Below are 22072 nucleotides of genomic sequence, written 5' to 3' on the forward strand. Positions count from 1 at the left end.
GAAAAGCAAGGGTAATAAAAGTAATTATTTGATTATAAATAATAAAATAGAAAAGATGATTTTTTGATCACTATTTGACAATTGCAATCGCGAAGCCGTCATGACCTTTTGAGCCAACCGTTTGTAAAGCTGTACAAGACAGAATTTGCGGATGGTTTTCTAAAGCTTTAAATGTTTCACGAATACCTTCAATACTCGGTTTTTTGTTTTCAGGATTCAAAATATCGCCCGCACGGATGACGTTGTCTAGCACGATAATCGTGCCTGATTTTGAAAACTTAAGGCTGAGTTCTAAATATTCCGGATAACCCTGTTTATCTGCATCAATGAAAATAAAATCGAAAGGCTCAATCGACTGTGGATCTATCGCTGAAAGTATATCGGCAGCACGGCCAGCTTTTAGTTCAACTTTTACAGGAAGATTCGCATGGTCGATATTTTTTTGAGCCATTTCTGCATGTGTATCGCGACCTTCAATGGTAAGCAAATAGCCATCTTCAGGCAGGGCACGTCCTAGCCAAATCGTACTGTAGGCAGCAAAAGTTCCAATTTCTAAAACTCGCTTACACTTATTCATCTGAATAAGCATTTGTAAAAACATGCCTTGGTTTGGAGCAACTGCAAGATGATTTGAAAAGCCGTGTTCGTCGGTATTTTTTAATGCAAAGTCGAGTCGAGGATCTTCGGGAATTAAATGTGAGTCGATATATTCGTCAATGTCTGTCCACAACTGCTGCATAGTCAAATTTACCTGTATATTGATAGGCGTATTTTAAACGTTTATGACTAGAGTGCAAAAATCTTCGGATTAAGAAATTTTGGTTGATTATAGAATGAGCAAATTGACAGTTAATTTAAGACGATTTCTTTATAAGGATAGTTAAAAAATTAAGAATAAAAATCCTCTTATACTTGAGTGTATAAGAGGATTTTTATATTAGAAATTACACATAGAAGTATTACGGGTTAGGTCAGGTCCCCAAGTACGATAGCCTTGAGTATCAATATGGATTTGTCCTGAACTATATAAACCAATACCTAAGTTTAAACTTTGGCCATGTTGGGCCCAGAACTGACATAATTTAAACTTGGTATTTTCAATAAACGCATAGTCTTGCGGTTGTGGAACTTCTGGTCCAATACGGAAATCGATGGCAGAGTTAAACAAATGTTTAGAAGAACTTGCACCACCAGCACATTGGTTTAAAGGTAAGTCACGATAAACCGAAGTCACTTCAAAGTCGGTTAAAACTTTTGCAGCAATTAAATATTTAAAGACGCGTAAGGTCGATAAAGAGTTGTTCCAAAGTTCACGGTTTGGAACAGCATATTCTGAACTGCCACATTTTTGCCAATCGCGAGCTGATCTTAATAATTCAAAACTTGGTACGATGCCAGCAACATCATGACGCGCTAGAAATTTTTCGTATTCGCGTACACGTTCATAATGATCGCCAGTATTTAACCAAGCACGATAAGAAGCAGGCTCAACTTTAGGTGGAATTGGACGTTCGATAATAACGCGTTCTTGAGGAATAAAGATGCGTTTACCACTTGGAGAGGTTTTGCCTGTTGTTGTGTGTTGGGGAGAGCTGGCGCAACCTACCATAACCGCAGGGATTATGCATAGGGGCAGCAGACTCTGCAAAAACTTCCGCATAAGAAAAATCAAAAGCTTAATAAATATTGCGCCTATTTTAATGCAAAACAGTGCACAAATTACGAGGAATTTGCAATGAAATGTTTGAATAGGGTATAAAAAAGATCAGCGGTTGCTGATCTTTTTTTGAAATTATTTTTCTAGATACTGTAACTTATCTGGTTTGCCGTTCCATTCTTCACGGTCAGCAGGTTGATCGCCAATTTGAGTAATGTTAGGCCATTTTTGAGAAAGTTCAGCATTTAACTCAATAAATACTTCCTGACCTTCTGGTAACTCATCTTCAGAGAAAATTGCATTTGCAGGGCATTCTGGTTCACATAATGCGCAGTCAATACATTCATCCGGATTAATCACTAGGAAATTCGGACCTTCGTAAAAACAGTCTACAGGACAAACTTCTACGCAATCTTGGTATTTACATTTAATACAATTTTCAGTGACAACAAAGGTCATGGCGACAGCTACCTAAAAAATATGGTTTCATTTCGAATAGCTTATTTTAGGCAAAAAAGGGGTAAACAAACAATTGCTTTTATTGATATTGTTTATTTATACATATGAAGATAAGTTAAAACTTTGATATTCAAAGGAATGTTCTGGTCTTAAGATTGGTCAGATTGTAAAATTGAGATAAAAATATATTTTTAAAAACAAAAGGTTAAATAAATCTTTTCTGATGGGTTTAAATGTCATTTAGGTCAAGGTATCTATTTGATTAGATACCTTAAATACGGCTCTTGCATTTAAATTCCGCTTTTATGCTGCATTTATAGTTAAAAAATCCTTAAATTATCGGTCTTAAAGCATACAAAGCAAATGAATGTCTTCGGGTTCTAGCTCCCATAATTCCCGATCTGGATGTTTTAATACTGTCGCACCATGTTTTATATAAAAGTCGACTGTACGTTTACTTGGAGTGGCTGAAATATAAAGTTGATGAGCGCCTAATTGCTTGGTCGACTCTTTGGCTGCTTGCATCAGCTTTGCGCCAATACCTTGGCCTTGTTGATCGGCATCGACATAAAAATATTGCAGTAATTTTGCATTGGGATAATCAGCAATGTGTTGATTAGATACGACGCTAATGCCCACTAGCTGTTCAGCCGTATTAAAAGCCCCTACAAATGAAGCACCTTGTTGATAGAGTTCTTTTAATTTTGATGGGTCATTTTCTAAATGATAGGCATCCCAATTTTCAACATCATAAAAACAATCTGTTAATTCGAGTTGATCTTGTTTTTGTATGTAGAGTTGGGTAATCAGTTCACGTCGACTAATTTGTTGCCAAATTAAATCGATCTCTTTGTATTGTAGTGGCCTTAAGAAAATAGAAATTTTATTCTCCTCAAAGTAAGAGCAAACATGCCCATAGACATGTTTGCTCAATCAATAATTATGATTTAAGCGCAGCTTTTAGCTCGTAAAGTTGTTCAAGTGCTTGGCGAGGTGTCAAGTTGTCGACTTCAATTTGCTTAAGTAAGTCTAGGGCAGGTGAAGGCACTTCGATTTCAATCACTTTCTCTATGACTTGAGTATTGGTTTTAGCTTCCGAATCTAAAGTTGCAAACAAATCATCTTGTACACTGGTTTGTAAGTGTTGCTGTTGTTGCTTCTCTAAAATACGTAAACGCTTTTGAGCTTCTTTAATGACATTAGCAGGAATACCCGCTAATTTCGCAACTTGTAAACCATGACTTTGGCTTGCAGGTCCTTGTTGAACTTTATGCAATAAAATCAGGTTGCCATTTAACTCTTGGGCAGTAACGTGGTAGTTATCAATACCTGCTTCACTCCCTAACTCTGTCAATTCGAAATAGTGAGTTGCAAATAAGCACAGACATTTAACACGCTTCGTTAAGTCAACCACGCAAGCCCAAGCTAAAGAAAGACCATCGTAGGTACTCGTTCCGCGGCCAACTTCATCCATTAACACCAAAGACTGATTCGTTGCATGGTGCAAGATTTGTGAAGTTTCAGTCATCTCAACCATAAAGGTCGATTTGCCTGCCGATAAGTCATCGGCTGAACCGATACGGGTAAAAATACGGTCGATTGGGCCAAGTTTGGCAGCTCGTGCCGGAACGTAACTACCGCAGTAAGCAAGCAAACTGATTAATGCGGTTTGACGCATAAAGGTAGACTTACCGCCCATGTTTGGACCGGTAATAATTGCCATACGGTGCTGGGCATCAAGGAACGTATCATTTGGTGTAAAGGGCGCTTTACTTAATGCTTCAACCACAGGGTGACGGCCACCTTGAATTTTGATACCCGTTTCTGGTGTAAATTCAGGGCGTGCCCAGTTGTTTAAACGCGCTTGATGAGCAAAGTTTGCAATTACATCAATTTGTGCGATTGCTGAACTCATCATTTGTAGGTGAGCAATATTTTCACGAAGGTTTTCAAGTAAAGCTTCAAATAACGCTTTTTCACGTGCTAATGCACGAGACTCACTTGATAAAACTTTATCTTCAAAGCTTTTTAGTTCAGGCGTAATGTAACGCTCGGCATTTTTTAATGTTTGACGGCGAATATAATCGGCAGGGGCTTGTTCAGCTTGAGCGCGAGTGAGTTCAATGTAGTAACCACTCACACGGTTATAACCGATTTTTAAGGTATTGATGCCGGTACGTTCACGTTCTTTTATTTCTAAATCAATAAGGAATTGGCCTGCATGATCACGAATTTGGCGTAATTCATCGAGTTCGGCATCGTAACCTTCTGCAATTACATTGCCATCACGAAGTAATACCGGTGGGTTTTCAACAATGGCTGCCATTAAATGCTGGTGTAACGATTTAAAATCACCTAGTTCTTGATCAAGCTGTCCCAATAACTTGGATTTCTTCGCTTGTACAACAGGTGCTAAAGCATTTCTTAAAAATGGAATTTGTGCACAAGCGTGACGAAGCTGAACTAAGTCACGTGGTCGCGCGCTACCAAGCGCAACACGGCTAAGAACACGTTCGATATCACCAATTTCTTTAAGCACTAAACGAACCGGACTTTCATGGTAGCCCTGAATTAACTGTTCAATTGCATCTAAACGGGCATCAAGCAACGCGGTATCACGGACAGGTTGCATGAGTGTACGGCTGAGTAAACGGCCACCCATTGCCGTTTGGCAATCGTTCACCAGTTGGAATAATGATGTGCCGTGTTCAAACAAAGGTTCAATAATTTCTAAATTACGGCGCGTGATTGGGTCGAGCGCAATAAAGTCAGTGCTTTGTTCTAAAAGAATTGAACGAATATGTGGTAACGCCGTTTTTTGGGTTTCTTTGGCATAGTGAATTAAAGCCGCAGCAGCAGCTTTAGCCAAAGGTAACGGGTCTAAACCAAAACCAGAAAGCGTCGATACAGAGAACTGGTCACATAAGGTTTTTTGTGCATTGTTTAAATTAAAATCGACATTTGGGCGCTTGGTTACTGGGCAATCTAAATGCTTTTTAATTTGTTCGATAATATTTGGGTCAACCAGATCTTCATCAATTAAAATTTCACTTGGCATGAGGCGTGCCAGTTCAATTGGAAGTTGTTCCGGTTTGTAGTCTTGTTGTTGAACTTTAAAAATACCCGCACTTAAGTCGAGTAAAGCAAAACCGATCTGGTTTTGATGGATGCATAGCGCCACAAGGTTAGAAGACTGATAACTTGTGAGTAGGGCATCGTCAGTTAATGTACCAGGGGTAAGAATACGAACAACTTTACGCTCAACAGGACCTTTGCCTGTGACTTCACCCACTTGTTCACAAATGGCTACAGTGCGACCTGCTTTTACCAAACGTGCCAGATAACCTTCGGCTGAATGGTAGGGAACGCCCGCCATTGGAATTGGGTTGCCATTTGCTTTACCACGATGGGTTAGGGTAATTCCTAAAAGTTTGGCTGCTAAATGAGCGTCTTCAAAGAACAGTTCGTAAAAGTCGCCCATACGATAAAACAGCAACGCATGTTGATAGTCTTTTTTGACTTTGAGATATTGCTGCATCATTGGAGTGTGGTTAGAGAGATCAGCCATGATTTCAGCGCTATTCATGCGTAAAAAACCCTTAAAAAAACGAAAAATTTACTTTTGGCTAATGAGCCAATTTCAAGTTTTTAAAAAATGAATGTAATTCAAGAAAAGTACAATAACTGGATGAACTTTAGAACCAGCATCCCTAGTATAAAGTGTTTTCAGACCATTCCAGCGGTGCAATGGTAACAAATTTGAGTTATTGAAAAAAAGAGTAGTGAACTATTGAAATAATTGAACATTGTAAAGATGTGTTGAAAACAAAACTTAAGCTTAAAAGACAATTTTCTTGAATATAACTTTAACCTTATAAGAGAGAAGAAACATACATATTAATTTTATGCATAGTTGAATATTCAAATAATTCATTTTATTCATTGTTATAGGTTGGGTATGTTTATAAACGTCGTACCAGCAATCTTATATGTTCGATAGCAAATAAAAACTCGTTTCCAAAACTGATAGGCAAACACAAGAATTTAAAAGCCCAACAGTAAAATAGACCAAGCTCAGGAGTAAAAATATGCCAACCAATTTATTTGATTTAACAGGAAAAATCGCATTAATAACTGGTGCAAGTCGTGGGATTGGTGAAGAAATTGCAAAACTTTTAGCTGAGTATGGCGCACATGTCATTGTCTCGAGTAGAAAAATTGATGATTGCCAAGCGGTTGCCGATCAAATTATTCAGGCAGGTGGCAAGGCAGAAGCGTTTGCATGTCATGTGGGTTCAATGGAGGATATTACGGCTATTTTTGATCATATCCGTTCTAAGCATGGGCGTTTGGATATTCTAGTCAATAATGCTGCAGCAAACCCTTACTATGGCCACATCCTTGATACAGACCTTGCGGCATATAACAAAACGGTTGAGGTCAATATTCGTGGTTATTTCTTTATGTCGATTGAAGCTGGAAAGCTGATGCGAGCTCAAGGCAGCGGTGCGATTGTGAACACCGCTTCTGTGAATGCATTACAACCAGGCGATCGCCAAGCTATTTATTCAATTACCAAAGCAGCCGTGGTGAATATGACGAAAGCGTTTGCCAAAGAATGCGGTCCTTTAGGGATTCGTGTTAATGCCATACTCCCAGGTCTAACAAAAACCAAATTTGCTGGCGCCCTATTTAGCAATGAAGAGGTATATAACCGTTGGTTGCAAGAAATCCCATTACGCCGTCATGCGGAGCCACGTGAAATGGCTGGAACGGTTTTATATCTTGTCTCTGATGCAGCAAGTTATACCAATGGTGAATGTATTGTGGTTGATGGTGGTTTAACCATTTAAGGGCGGGTAGCAATGTACGATCAGTATTCAGATCAAGTGGTCTTAATCACAGGCGCGGCGAGTGGATTTGGTGCACTACTGGCCCAGCAACTGGCAGAACACGGAGCAAAATTAGTCTTGGGAGATCGCAATATCGCAGGGCTGAATGCAGTGGTTGAACCGTTACAACAAGCGGGTATACAAGTAATTTCGCAGGCTTGTGATGTTAGTCTTGAAGCAGAAGTACAGGCATTGGTACAAAGTGCGGTGGATCATTTCGGTAGAATTGATGTCAGTATAAATAATGCGGGTATGAGTCCGCCAATGAAAAGCTTTATTGATACCAATGAGGCAGATCTGGACTTGAGTTTTGCTGTAAATGCCAAAGGCGTATTTTTTGGAATGAAGCATCAAATTCGGCAAATGCTACAACAAGGTGGTGGCGTTATTCTAAATGTTGCTTCTATTGCAGGTTTAGGTGCAGCTCCAAAACTGGCAGCTTATTCGGCAGCAAAACATGCAGTCGTGGGTTTAACCAAAACAGCAGCAGTGGAATATGCAAATAAAGGGATTCGGGTCAATGCAATTTGTCCATTTTATACCACTACACCGATGGTGCTCGACAGTGAACTGAACGCAAAACAAGACTTTCTGGCACAGGCTTCTCCGATGAAGCGTCTTGCCCATCCGAGTGAAGTTGTTGCAATGATGCTGATGATGTGCGCTAAAGAAAATTCATATCTCACAGGTCAAGCCATTGCAATTGATGGTGGTGTTACGGCTTATTAAATACTTATTAAGAACAAAATATTAATAAATCTATTTAGGAAAAAACTATGACAATCAATTTAACCAACCGTGTTGCAATAGTTACAGGTGCCGGTGCAGGCTTAGGACGTGAGCATGCGCTATTACTGGCTCGTTTAGGCGCAAAAGTTGTAGTCAATGATTTAGGCAGTGATGTACATGGCAATGGCGGATCAACTTCAGCTGCACAGAAAGTGGTTGATGAAATCATTGCAGCCGGTGGTGAGGCGATCGCCAATGGTGCTTCAGTCACCGATGCTGAGCAAGTCCAGCGTATGGTCGATGACACTATGGCCCGTTGGGGACGCATTGATATTTTAGTCAATAATGCGGGCATTTTGCGTGATAAAACCTTTAGCAAAATGACGTTGGAAGATTTTCGGCTAGTGATCGATGTGCATTTGATGGGTGCTGTGAACTGCACTAAAGCAGTTTGGGAAATCATGCGCGAGCAGAAATATGGTCGTATTGTCATGACCACATCATCATCGGGTTTATACGGAAACTTTGGTCAGTCTAACTATAGTGCTGCAAAAATGGCTTTAGTAGGATTAATGCAAACATTAGGCTTAGAAGGTGAAAAATATAACATTCGAGTCAATTGTATTGCTCCAACAGCAGCAACCCGAATGCTGGAAGGCTTGTTACCAGAAACCTCACTCGAAGCACTTGCACCAAGTGCAGTTAGTCCAGCGATTGCTGTATTAGTCAGCGAAGAAGCCCCTAATAAAATGATTATTTGTGCAGGGGCCGGAAGTTTTGAAGCTGCACATATTACCTTGACCCAAGGCATTCATTTAGGAACTGGCGATGAGGTAGCGCATAGCTTGGTACAGCATTTAAGTGAGCTTAGTGATCGTACCAATGAAATCGTTCCTACGATGGGCGCAGCGCAAGGCAATTTAGAGTTGCAAAAAGCGGGTTTAAGCGGGGACTAACATGAGCATAGTGACGATTGAGCAACTGTTTGACTTGCAAGATAAAGAACTAGGTGTCTCTAATTGGTTGACCATTGACCAAACCATGATTAATGCTTTTGCGGATGTTACGCGAGATTGGCAATTCATCCATATTGATACCGAAAAAGCCAAGCAAACTCCATTTGGGGGCACGATTGCTCATGGTTTTTTGACTTTATCTTTACTATCGGCCATGGCGGCAGAAGTATTGCCCTCTGTAGAGGGACAAACCTCATCGGTAAACTATGGCATGAATAATTTACGCTTTCTAAGCCCAGTACCGAGTGGACATCGTGTAAGAGGAAGATTTAGCTTAAAACAAATCATAGAAAAAAGAGCGGGAAGCTATCAGTTGACCTTAGGTGTAACAGTTGAAATTGAAAACCACCCCAAACCAGCGCTCGTTGCCGAATGGTTAACGCTGATGAATTTTTAATTGGGAGAACCGTGTGAATAATGAAATGATTCTTTCTCGACAGGATGTCGATTTCTTACTGTTTGATTGGCTTAACATTGAAGCACTCAATCAGCGTCCTCGTTTTGCAGGGCAAGAGCGTAGTGATTATGCGGCAGTATTGAATGTATATGAAGACTTGGCAACTGATCTTTTTGCACCCCACAATAAAAAAAATGATAGCCATGAACCTAGCTTTGATGGTGAGCGTGTAACTGTTAATCCAGAGGTAAGTGTCGCCTTAAAAGCCTTTGCAGATGCAGGTTTGATGAGCACAGCTTTTTCTACTGAATGGAACGGAATGAGTTTACCCAATACCATTGAACGGGCAGGTATGGCTTACCTGATGGGTGCAAATCCGGGTACGACAGGCTACGCTTTTTTAACGATTGGTAATGCAAACTTATTGATGGCTCATGGAGATCCTAAAAAAGTAAAGCCATATATTGATGCCATGATTGCAGGTGACTGCTTTGGTACGATGTGCTTATCTGAACCACAGGCCGGATCTAGTTTGGGAGATATTCGGACACGTGCAGTGCCAACAGCCGACGGACGTTATCGTTTATTTGGCAATAAAATGTGGATTTCAGGTGGTGAGCACGATATTTCAGGCAATATTGTGCATTTGGTTCTAGCCAAAATTCCAGATGAACAAGGGAAGTTACCTGCTGGCGTTCAAGGCATTTCGCTATTTACCGTACCTCGAAAATTAGTTGATGAGCAGGGAAATATAGGTGAGCGCAATGATGTCGCTTTGGCTGGAATCAACCATAAAATGGGCTACCGTGGTACCGTCAACTGTGTATTAAATTTTGGTGAAGGTCGTTATACACCAGAAGGAGAAGCAGGCGCTATTGGTGAGCTTGTGGGTGAAGCTGGCAAAGGGCTTTCTTATATGTTCCATATGATGAATGAGGCCCGAATTTCAGTTGGTCTGGGTGCAGCCGCCTTGGGATATACAGGTTATTTGCATGCACTGGACTATGCAAAAAACCGTTTACAAGGTCGCTCTCGTAGTGAACGTGATCCGAGTTCTTCACAAATTCCAATTATCCAACACGCAGATGTGCGCCGTATGCTCTTGGCACAAAAATCATATGCCTCTGGAGCACTTGCACTTTGTTTGTATGCTGCAAAATTAACAGATGATATTCACTCTCTTGAAGATAGCGAGCAACAGAAAAAGGCACAACTACTCCTCGATTTACTTACCCCTGTGGTAAAAAGCTGGTCATCAGAATGGGGACTCGTGGCCAATGATTTAGCCATTCAAGTACATGGAGGATATGGTTATACCCGTGAATACAATGTAGAGCAGTTCTATCGGGACAACCGACTCAATCCAATTCATGAAGGTACATTTGGCATTCAGGCGATGGATTTACTCGGACGCAAAACACGGATCAACGATGGTCTGGCGATGCACGTTTTGAATGAAAAAATCACAGGAACAATTGCTCAAGCTCAGTCAATAGCAGCATTACAGCGCCATGCCAATACTCTTGCTCAGACTTGGCAACGGGTTCAGGAGGTAACGGCAGCATTACATGCCATTAAAGATATGGATATGCAATTGGCAAACGCTGCCAATTATTTAGAAGCATTTGGACATTTAGTGGTTGGTTGGTTATGGCTAGATCAGGCAATAACCCTTCATGAAAATCTAGCCACTTCATCAGCAACAGATTTTTTAAATGGCAAGTTAGCTGCCTGTGATTATTTTTTTGGTTGGGAAATGCCTAAAATTTACAGTTGGCTCGCTGTTCTTGATCCAATTGAAACTACGCCATTAAATATGCAGGAAGCTTGGTTTTAATCACCAAAATTAATCTCATTTATACTTCATTACGCTGACCATAAGCGTAATGAAGTTATGATTTTTAATAACTTTGGTATAACAGTATTAGATAAACAAACTCAAAGCCATATAGTGAAATATATTGGTTTGGACTTGTTTGTGGAAAGCCCAATTTTATAAAGAAATATGACTCAATTTTTGATGTATGAAATCAATGAGCGCTCTTGTTTTAGTGGGTAAGTAACGGCGATTTGAATACAGTGAGAATAACTGCAAAGGGGCTGCCTTTTGTTCAAACTCAATCTCGACTAGCCGTCCGTCGCTAATGTAGGGTTGGCAAGTTTGTTTTGATAGAATTGCAAAACCGATACCTGCTACAGCAGCTTGTCCTGCCATCTCTCCGCTGTTTACTCGATAATGTCCTTTAACCTTAATGGCCTCGAATTCCCCCTTTTTATTGACAAATTGCCAAGGAGCACCTTTGAGTGCACTGACTGTTGTAATACAGGGTAACTCTTCAAATTGCTCGATACGAGTAGGGGTGCCATAACGCTGAATGAGAGAAGGGGCTGCAACAATCGTGCAAGGGATAGTCACTAGATGACGAGCGATGTAGTCACTGTTATCCATCTGACCGCGGCTAATAATAATCGCTAAATCCAGATCATCTCGTAGAGATTCAAAACCCGACAAATTTGTGACACAGCTGATTTCTAAGTCTGGATACTGACAGGCGAATTCTGCAATCACAGAACCTAGCAGTGCAGGGCCTATTTCATTTGGAATACAAATTCGTAATGGACCTTTAAGCTGCATTTGACGCAACGTTAACTCTGTCTCAGTTTGCTCAAGCGCTTCGAGTAATGGCTTTGCTCTGGTATAGAGTAGCTGCCCTGCCTGAGTGAGTTTCATATGTCGAGTACTACGCTCAATGAGCTGAAGATCGAGTTTTTCTTCTAATTGAGAAATGCAGCGACTCACGTTTGATGTTGGCATTTCAAGCAGTTTCGATGCCCCAACAAAACTTTCTTTTTCAACCACAGCAATGAATACTTTCAGGGTATTAAAATCCAGAGCCGGACGCATTAATTGTCCCATATTTGATAATAATAAAAGCCATTTCTACCATATAATCAATACTATTGATAGCAGTTAAACTCGGACATCTTTTATCTATAGGTTACTGCGATGTCCCTAGCCACACAGACGTTTAATTATAAAGTCCTCATGCGGATAGCCACTGTAATTGCTTTCGTTCAGTTCACGAATGCACTGGAATATATGGTGTTCAATCCTATTTTTGTTTTTATGGCGACAGATTTCGCAGTGCCAGTATCATTCTCAGGTTATGTGTCAGGGATGTATACGCTTGGCGCCGTTCTTTCGGGAATTATTGCTTTTTACTGGATTGATCATTTCAATAAAAAGCGGTTTTTAATTATTAATATGGCGTTACTAGGTCTACTCACATTTTTGACTACCTGCACATCCAGTTTTAGTCTGCTACTTGCACTTCGATTTTGTGCAGGGTTGGTCGGCGGTACCACAATGGGAGTGGGTATAAGTATATTAATAAACAACGCACCGCCTAATTTACGGGGGAAAATGTTAGCGACGGTGATTGCATCATTTTCAATAGTAAGTATTGTCGGAATGCCCACCATATTATTTGTATGCACTCACTATGGATGGCATGTGGCTTTGTGGCTCATAAGTGCATTGTGTGTGTTGGCATTGCCATTAATTGTATCCATTATACCCAAAGACCAAGTCTATTTAGATAAGCTTCGTGCGCTGCCTTTAGATGCAGATACTGTACTGTTCGCCTCTGCTAATGCACTCGTACAGTTTAGTCCTATGCTGATTATTCCTATTTTGGCACCCTTAATGATTCAGAAGTTGGGTGCTTCACAAAATCTATTGCCTTGGCTTTTTTTCAGTGGAGGTGTTATAGGTTTCCTATTTACAAAAATTACAGGGGCATTAACCTCCCGTTTTTCTGCTTTAGTGTTGGCTATAGCTTCAACCATTGTCTTTATACTGAGTTTGCTAATACCAATGCTAGGCTATCAGCATGCAGCGTTATTTATTGGTTTATTTCTCGGTACATCTTACAGCCGTTTGGTGTCATGTTCAGTGCTTACGATTCAGTTTCCTAACGACCAACAACGAGCTGGATTCTCTTCATTACAGACATCCATCATGTATTTGATGACAACCGTTGCATTTTTCTTATCTGCTTTTTTATTGCCTGATCAGGGTATGACGCCACAAAGTGTAAATACGTTACTGGCGATATGTGCAATTTCAGCAGCAGGGTTCCCAATTCTCGTGATTGTTCTGCAAAAGAAACTGGCTAAACGTTTTCATGTCTTTTTATAAGCTCTTGTGGTTTTGTCTGACTATCTCTGTAGAGTTACGTTTAAATCACTGGTAAACTTCACCCATTGTCATTGGGGAGTAGCCATTCCTAGTACCCAGCTAGGAAGACCACGTCAACAAACTTGAGATGAGTATCTCATGGCGTGTTCAGCCACTGTATATACAGTATGAGCTAGGCGAGACCTTTGGCCGCAACGTGCTTTGCTAGTCGGGCGAGGCGTGTTGACGCGCCAATGGTTTCTTATTCGCCCGGCTGGAACTATTCCTATGCTCCTCACTTTTATCTTATTCTTTGTGTCCGCTGCAGCGATTTATCTCGCTTGTGAATATTTCGTCAATGGTATCGAATGGTTCGGTAAGCGCCTTAATCTTGGCGCAACTGCAGTAGGTTCCGTACTCGCAGCTTTCGGTACAGCCTTACCTGAAAGTGCAGTCACTTTCATGGCGGTCGTATTTGGTAATACCCCAGAGCAAAAAGATCTTGGTGTTGGAGCTGCAATGGGTGGCCCATTGGTTCTAGCGACTTTAGGTTATGCCGTAGTCGGTCTGGTATTAATTCTTCATCGTAAAAAGTTAGCTCGAACTTCACATAAAGTACAAGTTGATTACGCCCGTTTAAGCCGAGACCAAGTTTCTTTTCTTGTCATCTTTGTTTTAAAAGTAGCACTTGGTTTAGTCGCATTTGCCATTAAGCCGTGGTTAGGCGTGCTATTTTTAGCAGCTTATGCAGCTTATGTTTGGCGTGAGATTAAGGAAGCTGACACATCTGCCGATGAAGAAGAACTTGAACCTCTCAAGTTTCGTCCAAATACCGCCGAACCATCCCTAGGGTGGGCTGGTCTGCAAGTACTGCTGGCTTTAGTAGTAATTAGTATCGCTTCACATACTTTCGTTGCTCAGCTTGAAGCGATTGGTACAGCATTAAGTTGGCCACCGCATCTGGTTGCTTTGTTGCTTAGTCCGGTTGCGACTGAATTACCCGAAATTATGAATGCGTTGATTTGGGTGCGCCAAGGTAAAGAGCGTTTGGCTTTAGCAAATATTTCTGGTGCCATGATGATTCAGGCCACCATACCAAGTGCACTAGGTATTTTCTTTACGCCGTGGCGCTTTGATACATTGCTATTAGCATCTGGCATTATTACTGCACTAGCCATTGTGTTCCTGTGGAATTTATTCCGCCGTGGTGCAGTCGATGATCGATCATTGGTTGCAGTCAGTGCGCTGTACGGTGTTTTTGCAATTCTTGTTGTGATTTATCTCTAATACACATTTATGAGCTGGACGGTTTTGCAGCCGATCCAGCTATTTTTATGCCTATATGGCAGGTCGGCTTATGCGCTCACGGTGGGTGATAAAGATGACAATACAGAAAATTCTTTAGAATTCGCCTAATTTTTCACGAGTTAGGGACTGTACCTAAGTCGCAGAGGCATGTATCGTTAGATCATGATACTTTAAAATTATAAGGTGTTTAAAAAGCAGTATCGTTCAAGTGACCTAATAGGCTTTACTACTACGATAGAATAATACCTAATATCAAAATAATGATTACAAATAATAAAGGACGAAAATATTACGCTTTATTGGTAAACATTGAAATGGAGTATCAATGACCAAGTTGGGGGTCTTTGAAGAAATATTTTACGGTTGATTTATTTATGATAGCTTCGTCTTACTTTAAAAAACGCAAAAAAAATTACCGTACTGTAAAGGACCAACAGCTTACAATTGCAGCCAAAGCCAATATCTTCATTTGTATTATTTTTTGTTTGTTTTGGACCATTTATTTTGCATTTGCAAACCTATGGCTCATTGTTTACATAGATATTACTTTCACATTAATTTCTATATTTAGTCTTTTTCTCATTTATATAAACCGGATTTCAGCGGGCATACTTTTATCGCAAATGGTTTTACTGGTTTTTCCGGTCATCTTTTGCTTATTTTTTGATATTGCTACACCTCATCGCCCTCAAGTCGCTCACTTGTTTTTACCAGCCGGAGCAATATTGGGGTATTTAAATTACCGCAGAGACCCAAGCTTTTTACAAATCATTTTAATTTTATTGTCGATTGGGTGTTTTATATTTTTTAGTGGTACCTCTTTTACGCTTAATAGCGCAGTAGCTTTGTCGGATGATATCCGTAATCATGGTGGGTGGATTGCAACTGGTGTGGCTACTCTCATGATTTGTATATCAATTTATACCATGCAATTAGAGATACAAATCGAAAATAGCATGGTACATGACTTACGTTCGGCACTTGCTAAAGAACAGTTTGAACTTTTTTATCAACCGCAAATCAATTCATCTGAAACGCTAATAGGTGCTGAAGCCCTGTTAAGATGGCACCATCCAACTTTAGGATATATACCTACTCAAGACTTTATTCCGGCAGCACAAACGTTTGGGTTAATGCCAGAGATAGGAGAATGGGTATTAGTTGAAGCCTGCAAAGTTTTGCAAGACTGGAGCAAAAAAGAAGAAACTAAAGATCTTACACTTTCAATTAATATTAGCGCCGATCATTTTATGCAGCCGCTTTTTGAGCAAACCGTGATAGGTATGGTTCAAAAATATGACATAAATCCATCTCGGCTCATTTTAGAAATTACTGAAAATATTGCCTTAAATAATTGTGCAAGCATGATCGAAAAAATGAATTTCTTGTCTAGACATGGCATTCAGCTTTCACTTGATGATTTTGGTACAGGGTATTCATCTTTAAGCTATTTACAAAAAATGCCTATGAGTCAAATCAAGATTGATCGAAGTTTTGTACAAGCTGCTTTGGATGATAAGCGTAGCAACAAACTGGTCACAGGTATTATTAAAATCGGTTTAGACTTAAACCTTCGTGTGCTTGTAGAAGGAATAGAAACGACTGAACAATTTAACGCTTTTAAAAGTAATGGCTGTACTGAATTTCAAGGCTATTTATGGGGTTGTCCAATGCCTTTAAATGACTTTATTAAACAGTTGCCATATTTTCATAAGTAGTTGAAAAATTAATTAATAGAAAGTATAGAAGATAAAGGTATATTATTTTATTAATGATAAAAGTCATGCAATCCAATGTTATATGAGCTTTTTTATATTACAAAATTAAAAAAAGCTTAAAGCAAAACAAAAAATGGTCATTTATTAACTTAATTTTAATAAATAATTAACAATAGTTACTTGTTGTTACATAAGATTACAAGTTGAAATATAACTTGAAGCATACTTACTTTGAAAGACACCTAATACGGCTTCAAAGATAAGGAAAAAACCTTAATGCCACAATACTTAGCTATTGCAGAAAGTGTGTATAGGAAAGTTAAAGAAGTTGAGCTTTTTTCAGATGACACTATTGAAAATCTTAATAATTTAATGATTTTTATACGTAAAGAGATCACGGGGAGTATATTCAAATTAAAGTATAACTACATTGATTTCGAAGAAGCTTTAACAAAACCCTTAAGTGAATGTAAAGTAAAAATAGATGTTAGCCTTATTCCACACCATAGTATGGAAGACGAATATATTTTATGGCTAGCTGGATTTGTTGAAAAAATTACGGAAGGTGGGCCCAAAGCGCCACCACCAATTAAGAGATATATTCCTGAATTTATTAGCCTCGAATCAGAACTAGATTTTTTAACTGTTCCAAAGGAAAAGGTTTTGAATAAGGGCGAAGAAATTACCGACTATTTTAATTCAGAAGCATTTACCAAAACTGTGAAAAAGTAATGGTTGAGTGTATTTATAAAAACCGTCTAATCGCGGTTTTTTATTGGGTTAAAAACGAATAAGTAAGCCTATTTTTGCTTAGTAAACTTTACACTCCAGTACAGATCATCTATTGATACGTGTTATACATTTATGTATTACTTTAAATTCCAGTACTACAATAAAAAGGAATTTATTATGAAGTACATTAAGTATATTTTCGCCGCATTAGTCATCGCGCTTTCTTCTCCAACCTTTGCAAAAGGCCACGCTTACCACGGCTCACATCATGGTTATGGACATGCTTATCACGGCAGTCATTATGGTAAAGCTTATGCTTATCGTGGTAATCATCATGGTAAGGGCTACTATCATAATAAAGCCCATGGCGATCATGGGTCTGATATGCATAGCCACGGACGTGGTCATATGTAATTCAACTCACTACAAAAAATCCCGCAATAGGCTGCGGGATTTTTTATGGCTTGATCTCACCACTTTATAAACTCCAATTTAACAATATCTTATTCATTATTTATCCTTACTTTTTAATGCGTTATTTTAAAGCAAATGTCATTTTGTGTGCTTGACGGCAAGAGTCTCGGATAATATCCTTTCTGGACTGGCCTACATTGCCAGGTGGTTTTGACAGACCACTTAGGACCGCATCAGATTTATTCCTTTCTGAGGGATAGTTCTATGTGTACTTCTCGTTCCCTCCCGTAGCGGTAGGACGGGAGAGGGACACATTCGTGTGTGCTGGAGTCCTACCAGTCTGTCAACCCTTTCTCGTTCTGCCACCATAATTTTAATGTCTGGCAGAACTCCCAATAAAAAGGAGTTGGCTTTGCACATCCATTATTTCTTGGCAGCCCATGCCAAAAGCTATAACGACACAGCTTAAAAATTAAAGCAGCTTGAGCGCCCTCAGGTTTTCAGGCCGTAAGTCATTTTTACTTAAAACTTAGCAACAAAAGAACTTGAGATGTGCCAAGCACAGTCTTTACGGCTTTGCTATGCCTTTTTTCTCCCAAAAAAGTATCTCGTTTAGAAACAACAAGAATTTATAACGGTAAAACTATGCCAAATTATTTAGAAATCTCTTCCAAAAAACTACACATTATTCGAACGGCTATTGGTCTATTTACAGCCTATGGGTTTCATACAGCAGGTGTAGACCTGATTGCAAAACAGTGCGAAGTACCCAAGGCGACGCTATATAACTATTTTCGTTCAAAAGAAGGGCTGATTGAAATGTGTATCGCCTTTCAAAAAAGTTTACTCAAAGAAGAAGTACTCGCCATTATTTACTCAAGCCATTACCGCACGCCCATTGATAAGCTCAAAGAAATCGTAGTTTTACATGTTAACTCTAACAGCCTGTACCACTTATTACTTAAGGCTTTTTTTGAAATTAAAGTGACTTACCCGCAGGCTTACCGTATGGCAGTTGAGTATAGAAAATGGCTGACCTGTGAAATTTTTGAACTGATTTTTAGCTTAGAAATGAGTGTATTAAAACCCGAGGCCGACATGGTTTTAAACTTAATAGATGGCTTAATGTTTGAGTTTTTAAGTACAGATAGTGTGGAAAACAGGGATATGGCGATGGACTGCTTTTTTAAACCTATTTGTTTGAAGTAAACAAGTTATTTAAATAAAGGGGAATATGGTTTGCTTGATTGTTATGAGATGAGCAGACCATAGACGCCGTGAGATGAGGTGTGTTATTTTATTTACGCTAATCGTAAATCGATTACGTATATCGTAAAAATGGAATTAATTTAAAGCGCGTCATGGAGAAGGGAATACCATGAAAGAAGTTGCATTAAGTGATTTGATCAATCAGCAGAAAGTTGGGCGTTATCAAAAATTTATTTTGGTCACCTGTTTATTGCTGATGATTATGGATGGTTATGACATTCAGTCCATGGCTTACGCTGCTCCAATGATTATAGAAGAGTGGGGCGTTCAAAAAACCATGCTCGGCGTTGTGTTTAGCGCAAGCTTATTTGGTTTATTTGTCGGATCATTTTTATTAAGTTCACTTTCTGATCGGTTTGGCCGCCGTCCCATACTGCTCATCTCGACCTTTATGTTCTCGATATTAATGTTGTTAACACCACATGTAGGCAATATCGAGCAATTGACCGTAATTCGCTTTATTACAGGAGTTTTTTTAGGCGGTATCATGCCAAATGTGATGGCTTATAGCTCCGAAATTGTTCCATATAAATCTCGTATTTTTACCATGATGGTTATATCTTGTGGCTATACGGTTGGGGCAATGCTAGGGGGCGGTATATCAGCCTTATTGGTTCCTTGGGGCGGTTGGCAGTCGATTTTTTATTTTGGCGGAATTATCCCTTTAATTATTTTCTTTATTACATTCTTTAAAATGCCAGAGTCTTTATATTTTTTGAGTGAAGACAACAAAAACACTCCTAAAATTTTGTTTTGGTTAAAGAAGTTTTATCCCGCATTAACGTTTAATTCAGAAATAAAAATCATTAATAACACTGAAGTTGAGGTTAAAAAGTCGCCGTTAGAGTTGTTTAAAAATAAGCGTGCATTTTTTACCTATTCCATCTGGATCATCAGTATTTTAAACATGATCAGCCTTTATTTCCTGTCGAACTGGCTACCGACTTTGGCCAAAGAGTCAGGACTTTCATTGAATCAGGCATTAATGATCGGATCCACCCTACAATTAGGCGGTACGATTGGTAGTGTGGTGATGGGCCTTAAAATTGATAAGACTGGATTTTATAAAGTATTAATTCCTGTTTTTTTGGTCGCAGTAATTAGTGTTGCTTTAATTGGCTATGCTGTTAGTCATATCTTTTTATTGTTTATTATTATATTTATTGCTGGCTTTGCCATTGTTGGTGGACAACCTGCCATTAATGCTCTTTCTGCCAGTTATTACCCAGTTTCACTTCGTACTACAGGGGTGGGTTGGAGTATCGGAATTGCCCGTTTGGGTTCGGTTATTGGGCCGTTATTTGGTGGGTATCTCTCTCAATTTTTGGTCATTACCCATTTATTTGTGATTGCTGCAATACCTTCGTTATTCGTGATTATCACACTGATCATTCAGGCTAAATACCGATCATAACACTGTCTACTACATAATTTTTACATCACATATAGACCGTATTTATGATCGGTGAGTAGCTACAGGGCGTTGGTCAAAAGCTACTTTATGAATTATTTAACTCGGTACCATGTTTGGTTTCGACCAATTGCAGAAATACCAATATAGCCACGCGCAGTAAGTTTTTCGCCATCTGGTGATAAAGTTACGCTAAAGCGATAGGTTGTGTCTGACTGTGGGTCAAGAATAGACCCTTTGTCATATTTGTTTTGACCAACATTTTTTAAATTTTTGACAATGGTTAAACCAATTAAAGATTTGTTTTTATAAGTACCTTCACACATCGTACATTTGTTGGCTTCGCTTGGAACAAGGATTTTTTCAATATTCGCAGAGAGAAGACCGTTTTTGTCTTCGCTAAATCTGACTAGTGCTCTAGGTTGATGGGTTTCATCATCAATTGTTTTCCAAACAGTGCCATTAAGTTTGTCCGAAGCAAAGGAATGAATCGAATAAAAGCTAAGTAAAATTAATAATAAATATTTTTTCATATCAATGGATTCTCGATTTAAAAGTGGATGATTTTAGTCGCTAGAATTATTCATTTTAAATTTAACTTCACAGTTTTCTTAGTATTCAATCTATAAGCTAAACAATATGTAAAGTTATATTATATCGGAGCTTATATTATTTTAATGCCTTTTTTTATGCAATTGCGATAATGGACAGAATTATTCGGTTTTTGGAAGTTGTTGTTGGGGAGTATTTATTATGAAGTAGGAATGTAGACTTAGAAATCCTTTGCATTATAAGTAGAAAAGATGATTTAGAATGATATTCCTTTCAGTTATTCAATTCTTTCAAACTCTATTTTTAATATATTTTCTATATTCTAATGGATTCATATTTAAGATCTTTGTAAAAGCTTTCCTAAAAGCAGTATCTTCACTGTAGCCACAATTTTGTGCGATTGTCTTAATAGATAAGCTATTGTTTTCTAATAAATAACATGCTTTTTCTATTTTAAATCGAGTAATTAAATCTTTGGGACTTTCATTCGTTAATTTCTTAACTTTTCTATAAAGCGTTCTTTCGCTTATATTTAATTTTTCTGCTAGTTCTTCAAGTGAAATATTCGGATTAGTATATTTAACAAACTCTTCAATTTTCATGAGCAAAGGATCAACTGAACTCGTAAAACCTTCAGGCACATATATTTGCTGAGATACGGGCTGTGCTCCTGCAACTGCTAAATCTGAGGTTGCTTTAGCGACTTCTGGTCCTGCAAATTGACTAACAATATAAAGTACGAGTTCAATCCAAGAGAGCGGACCACCAGTTGTAATAATATTTTTATCTTTTTCGAAGGTTTTGCCCCAACTTAATTTCCCATGGGGAAATCTTTTTTGAAAGGTATGATACAACCACCATGTGGTTGCATAGTTCTTCCTATTTAATAAGCCTGCATCTCCAAGTACGAAGGTTCCAGCACAAACGCCACATATAATTGTTTTTTTGATATTTTCGTTTTGAAGCCACTCTAATACTGCTTTATATTCTGAAGGCATAATAGGAGTTTGCTCATCGCTCAGCATCATTCCCGGTACGATAATTAAATCACTATTTATTGCTTCTTCTATCGAAAGATCTACATCTATCATTTTATTTTGTGCATTTACGACAGGCTTACCATCAATACTTACGAGCTCAACTTTAAACTCATTAATCTCACTTAAGTTTTTTAAATTCAATAAGTTTTTACTTTTTATAATATTGTTAGCAATCCAGAAAATATCATTAATTCCAGCTATGGCTGAATAAATACAAAACTGAGGCACATAGATTAAGATTTTCATAAGATGAACTTATATAATTTGGCTGATTTTACATGAATGTTGTCTTATAAGA

General features: G+C 38.8%; 20 protein-coding genes and 1 riboswitch. Of the genes, 12 read left to right on the forward strand and 8 right to left on the reverse strand.

The features are described 5' to 3' along the window. Positions 1–70: 70 nt before the first annotated feature. From J576_RS14305 to mutS, 5 genes are all read right to left on the reverse strand, one after another. A complete protein-coding gene (locus tag J576_RS14305; protein ID WP_002051063.1) occupies positions 71–739 on the reverse strand; it encodes an O-methyltransferase in 669 nt (222 codons plus the stop codon). Positions 740–937: 198 nt separating this feature from the next. Continuing rightward, positions 938–1660, reverse strand: a complete 723-nt coding sequence (locus J576_RS14310) for a D-Ala-D-Ala carboxypeptidase family metallohydrolase (RefSeq protein ID WP_174876286.1) — start codon at positions 1658–1660, stop codon at positions 938–940. Between the two features lie 132 nt (positions 1661–1792). Beyond that, a complete protein-coding gene (gene fdxA / locus J576_RS14315) occupies positions 1793–2116 on the reverse strand; it encodes a ferredoxin FdxA (protein ID WP_002051033.1) in 324 nt (107 codons plus the stop codon). Positions 2117–2461: 345 nt separating this feature from the next. Next, positions 2462–2992, reverse strand: a complete 531-nt coding sequence (locus J576_RS14320) for a GNAT family N-acetyltransferase (protein ID WP_080961412.1) — start codon at positions 2990–2992, stop codon at positions 2462–2464. A 64-nt stretch (positions 2993–3056) separates the two neighbouring features. Continuing rightward, complete coding sequence (mutS, locus tag J576_RS14325) at positions 3057–5702, reverse strand: DNA mismatch repair protein MutS (protein ID WP_002051043.1); 2646 nt, start codon at positions 5700–5702, stop codon at positions 3057–3059. Between the two features lie 502 nt (positions 5703–6204). Between mutS and J576_RS14330 the strand changes: the two genes are divergently transcribed. Genes J576_RS14330 through J576_RS14350 form a run of 5 tightly spaced genes read left to right on the forward strand, consistent with a single transcriptional unit; the run spans position 6205 to position 10987 of the window. Next, positions 6205–6969 carry an SDR family oxidoreductase gene (locus J576_RS14330; protein ID WP_002051051.1) on the forward strand — a complete coding sequence of 255 codons (765 nt, stop codon included), beginning with the start codon at positions 6205–6207 and terminating at the stop codon, positions 6967–6969. Positions 6970–6981: 12 nt separating this feature from the next. Then, the gene (locus J576_RS14335; protein WP_002051054.1) at positions 6982–7737 is read left to right on the forward strand and encodes an SDR family NAD(P)-dependent oxidoreductase; all 756 of its coding nucleotides are present in this window, start codon (positions 6982–6984) and stop codon (positions 7735–7737) included. A gap of 47 nt (positions 7738–7784) precedes the next feature. Continuing rightward, the gene (locus J576_RS14340) at positions 7785–8693 is read left to right on the forward strand and encodes an SDR family NAD(P)-dependent oxidoreductase (protein ID WP_002051041.1); all 909 of its coding nucleotides are present in this window, start codon (positions 7785–7787) and stop codon (positions 8691–8693) included. A 1-nt stretch (position 8694) separates the two neighbouring features. Beyond that, positions 8695–9150: a MaoC family dehydratase gene (locus J576_RS14345; RefSeq protein WP_002051036.1), complete on the forward strand. Its 456-nt coding sequence runs from the start codon at positions 8695–8697 to the stop codon at positions 9148–9150. Between the two features lie 13 nt (positions 9151–9163). Next, on the forward strand, positions 9164–10987 hold the full coding sequence (locus tag J576_RS14350; RefSeq protein ID WP_002051068.1) for an acyl-CoA dehydrogenase: 1824 nt from the start codon (positions 9164–9166) through the stop codon (positions 10985–10987). A gap of 156 nt (positions 10988–11143) precedes the next feature. Here J576_RS14350 and J576_RS14355 read toward each other — a convergent pair whose 3' ends face one another. Next, a complete protein-coding gene (locus J576_RS14355; protein ID WP_002051057.1) occupies positions 11144–12055 on the reverse strand; it encodes a LysR family transcriptional regulator in 912 nt (303 codons plus the stop codon). 102 nt (positions 12056–12157) lie between these two features. Between J576_RS14355 and J576_RS14360 the strand changes: the two genes are divergently transcribed. The 7 genes from J576_RS14360 to J576_RS14390 all read left to right on the forward strand — a co-directional run bounded on the left by J576_RS14360 (position 12158) and on the right by J576_RS14390 (position 20185). Then, on the forward strand, positions 12158–13351 hold the full coding sequence (locus J576_RS14360; RefSeq protein WP_002051038.1) for an MFS transporter: 1194 nt from the start codon (positions 12158–12160) through the stop codon (positions 13349–13351). A gap of 61 nt (positions 13352–13412) precedes the next feature. Further along, a riboswitch (yybP-ykoY riboswitch) is annotated at positions 13413–13590 on the forward strand. Beyond that, positions 13571–14617: a sodium:calcium antiporter gene (locus J576_RS14365; protein ID WP_228128193.1), complete on the forward strand. Its 1047-nt coding sequence runs from the start codon at positions 13571–13573 to the stop codon at positions 14615–14617. (Overlaps the previous riboswitch by 20 nt.) Positions 14618–14982: 365 nt before the next feature. Next, positions 14983–16356: a putative bifunctional diguanylate cyclase/phosphodiesterase gene (locus J576_RS14370; protein ID WP_031951174.1), complete on the forward strand. Its 1374-nt coding sequence runs from the start codon at positions 14983–14985 to the stop codon at positions 16354–16356. 276 nt (positions 16357–16632) lie between these two features. Beyond that, the gene (locus J576_RS14375; RefSeq protein WP_002051070.1) at positions 16633–17088 is read left to right on the forward strand and encodes a hypothetical protein; all 456 of its coding nucleotides are present in this window, start codon (positions 16633–16635) and stop codon (positions 17086–17088) included. A 177-nt stretch (positions 17089–17265) separates the two neighbouring features. Beyond that, entirely contained in the window at positions 17266–17502 is a 237-nt protein-coding gene (locus J576_RS14380; RefSeq protein ID WP_002051020.1) for a hypothetical protein, read from the forward strand. Positions 17503–18147: 645 nt separating this feature from the next. Continuing rightward, positions 18148–18711, forward strand: coding sequence for a TetR/AcrR family transcriptional regulator (locus tag J576_RS14385; protein WP_025467993.1), 564 nt, complete (start codon positions 18148–18150; stop codon positions 18709–18711). Between the two features lie 169 nt (positions 18712–18880). Further along, entirely contained in the window at positions 18881–20185 is a 1305-nt protein-coding gene (locus J576_RS14390) for an MFS transporter (RefSeq protein ID WP_002053588.1), read from the forward strand. A 92-nt stretch (positions 20186–20277) separates the two neighbouring features. Here J576_RS14390 and J576_RS14395 read toward each other — a convergent pair whose 3' ends face one another. Continuing rightward, entirely contained in the window at positions 20278–20715 is a 438-nt protein-coding gene (locus J576_RS14395) for a DUF2147 domain-containing protein (RefSeq protein WP_002053597.1), read from the reverse strand. Between the two features lie 309 nt (positions 20716–21024). Next, complete coding sequence (locus J576_RS14400) at positions 21025–22020, reverse strand: GlxA family transcriptional regulator (RefSeq protein ID WP_002053594.1); 996 nt, start codon at positions 22018–22020, stop codon at positions 21025–21027. Positions 22021–22072 lie beyond the last annotated feature (52 nt).

Source organism: Acinetobacter sp. 766875 (assembly GCF_000582055.1).
Lineage (GTDB): Bacteria > Pseudomonadota > Gammaproteobacteria > Pseudomonadales > Moraxellaceae > Acinetobacter > Acinetobacter nosocomialis.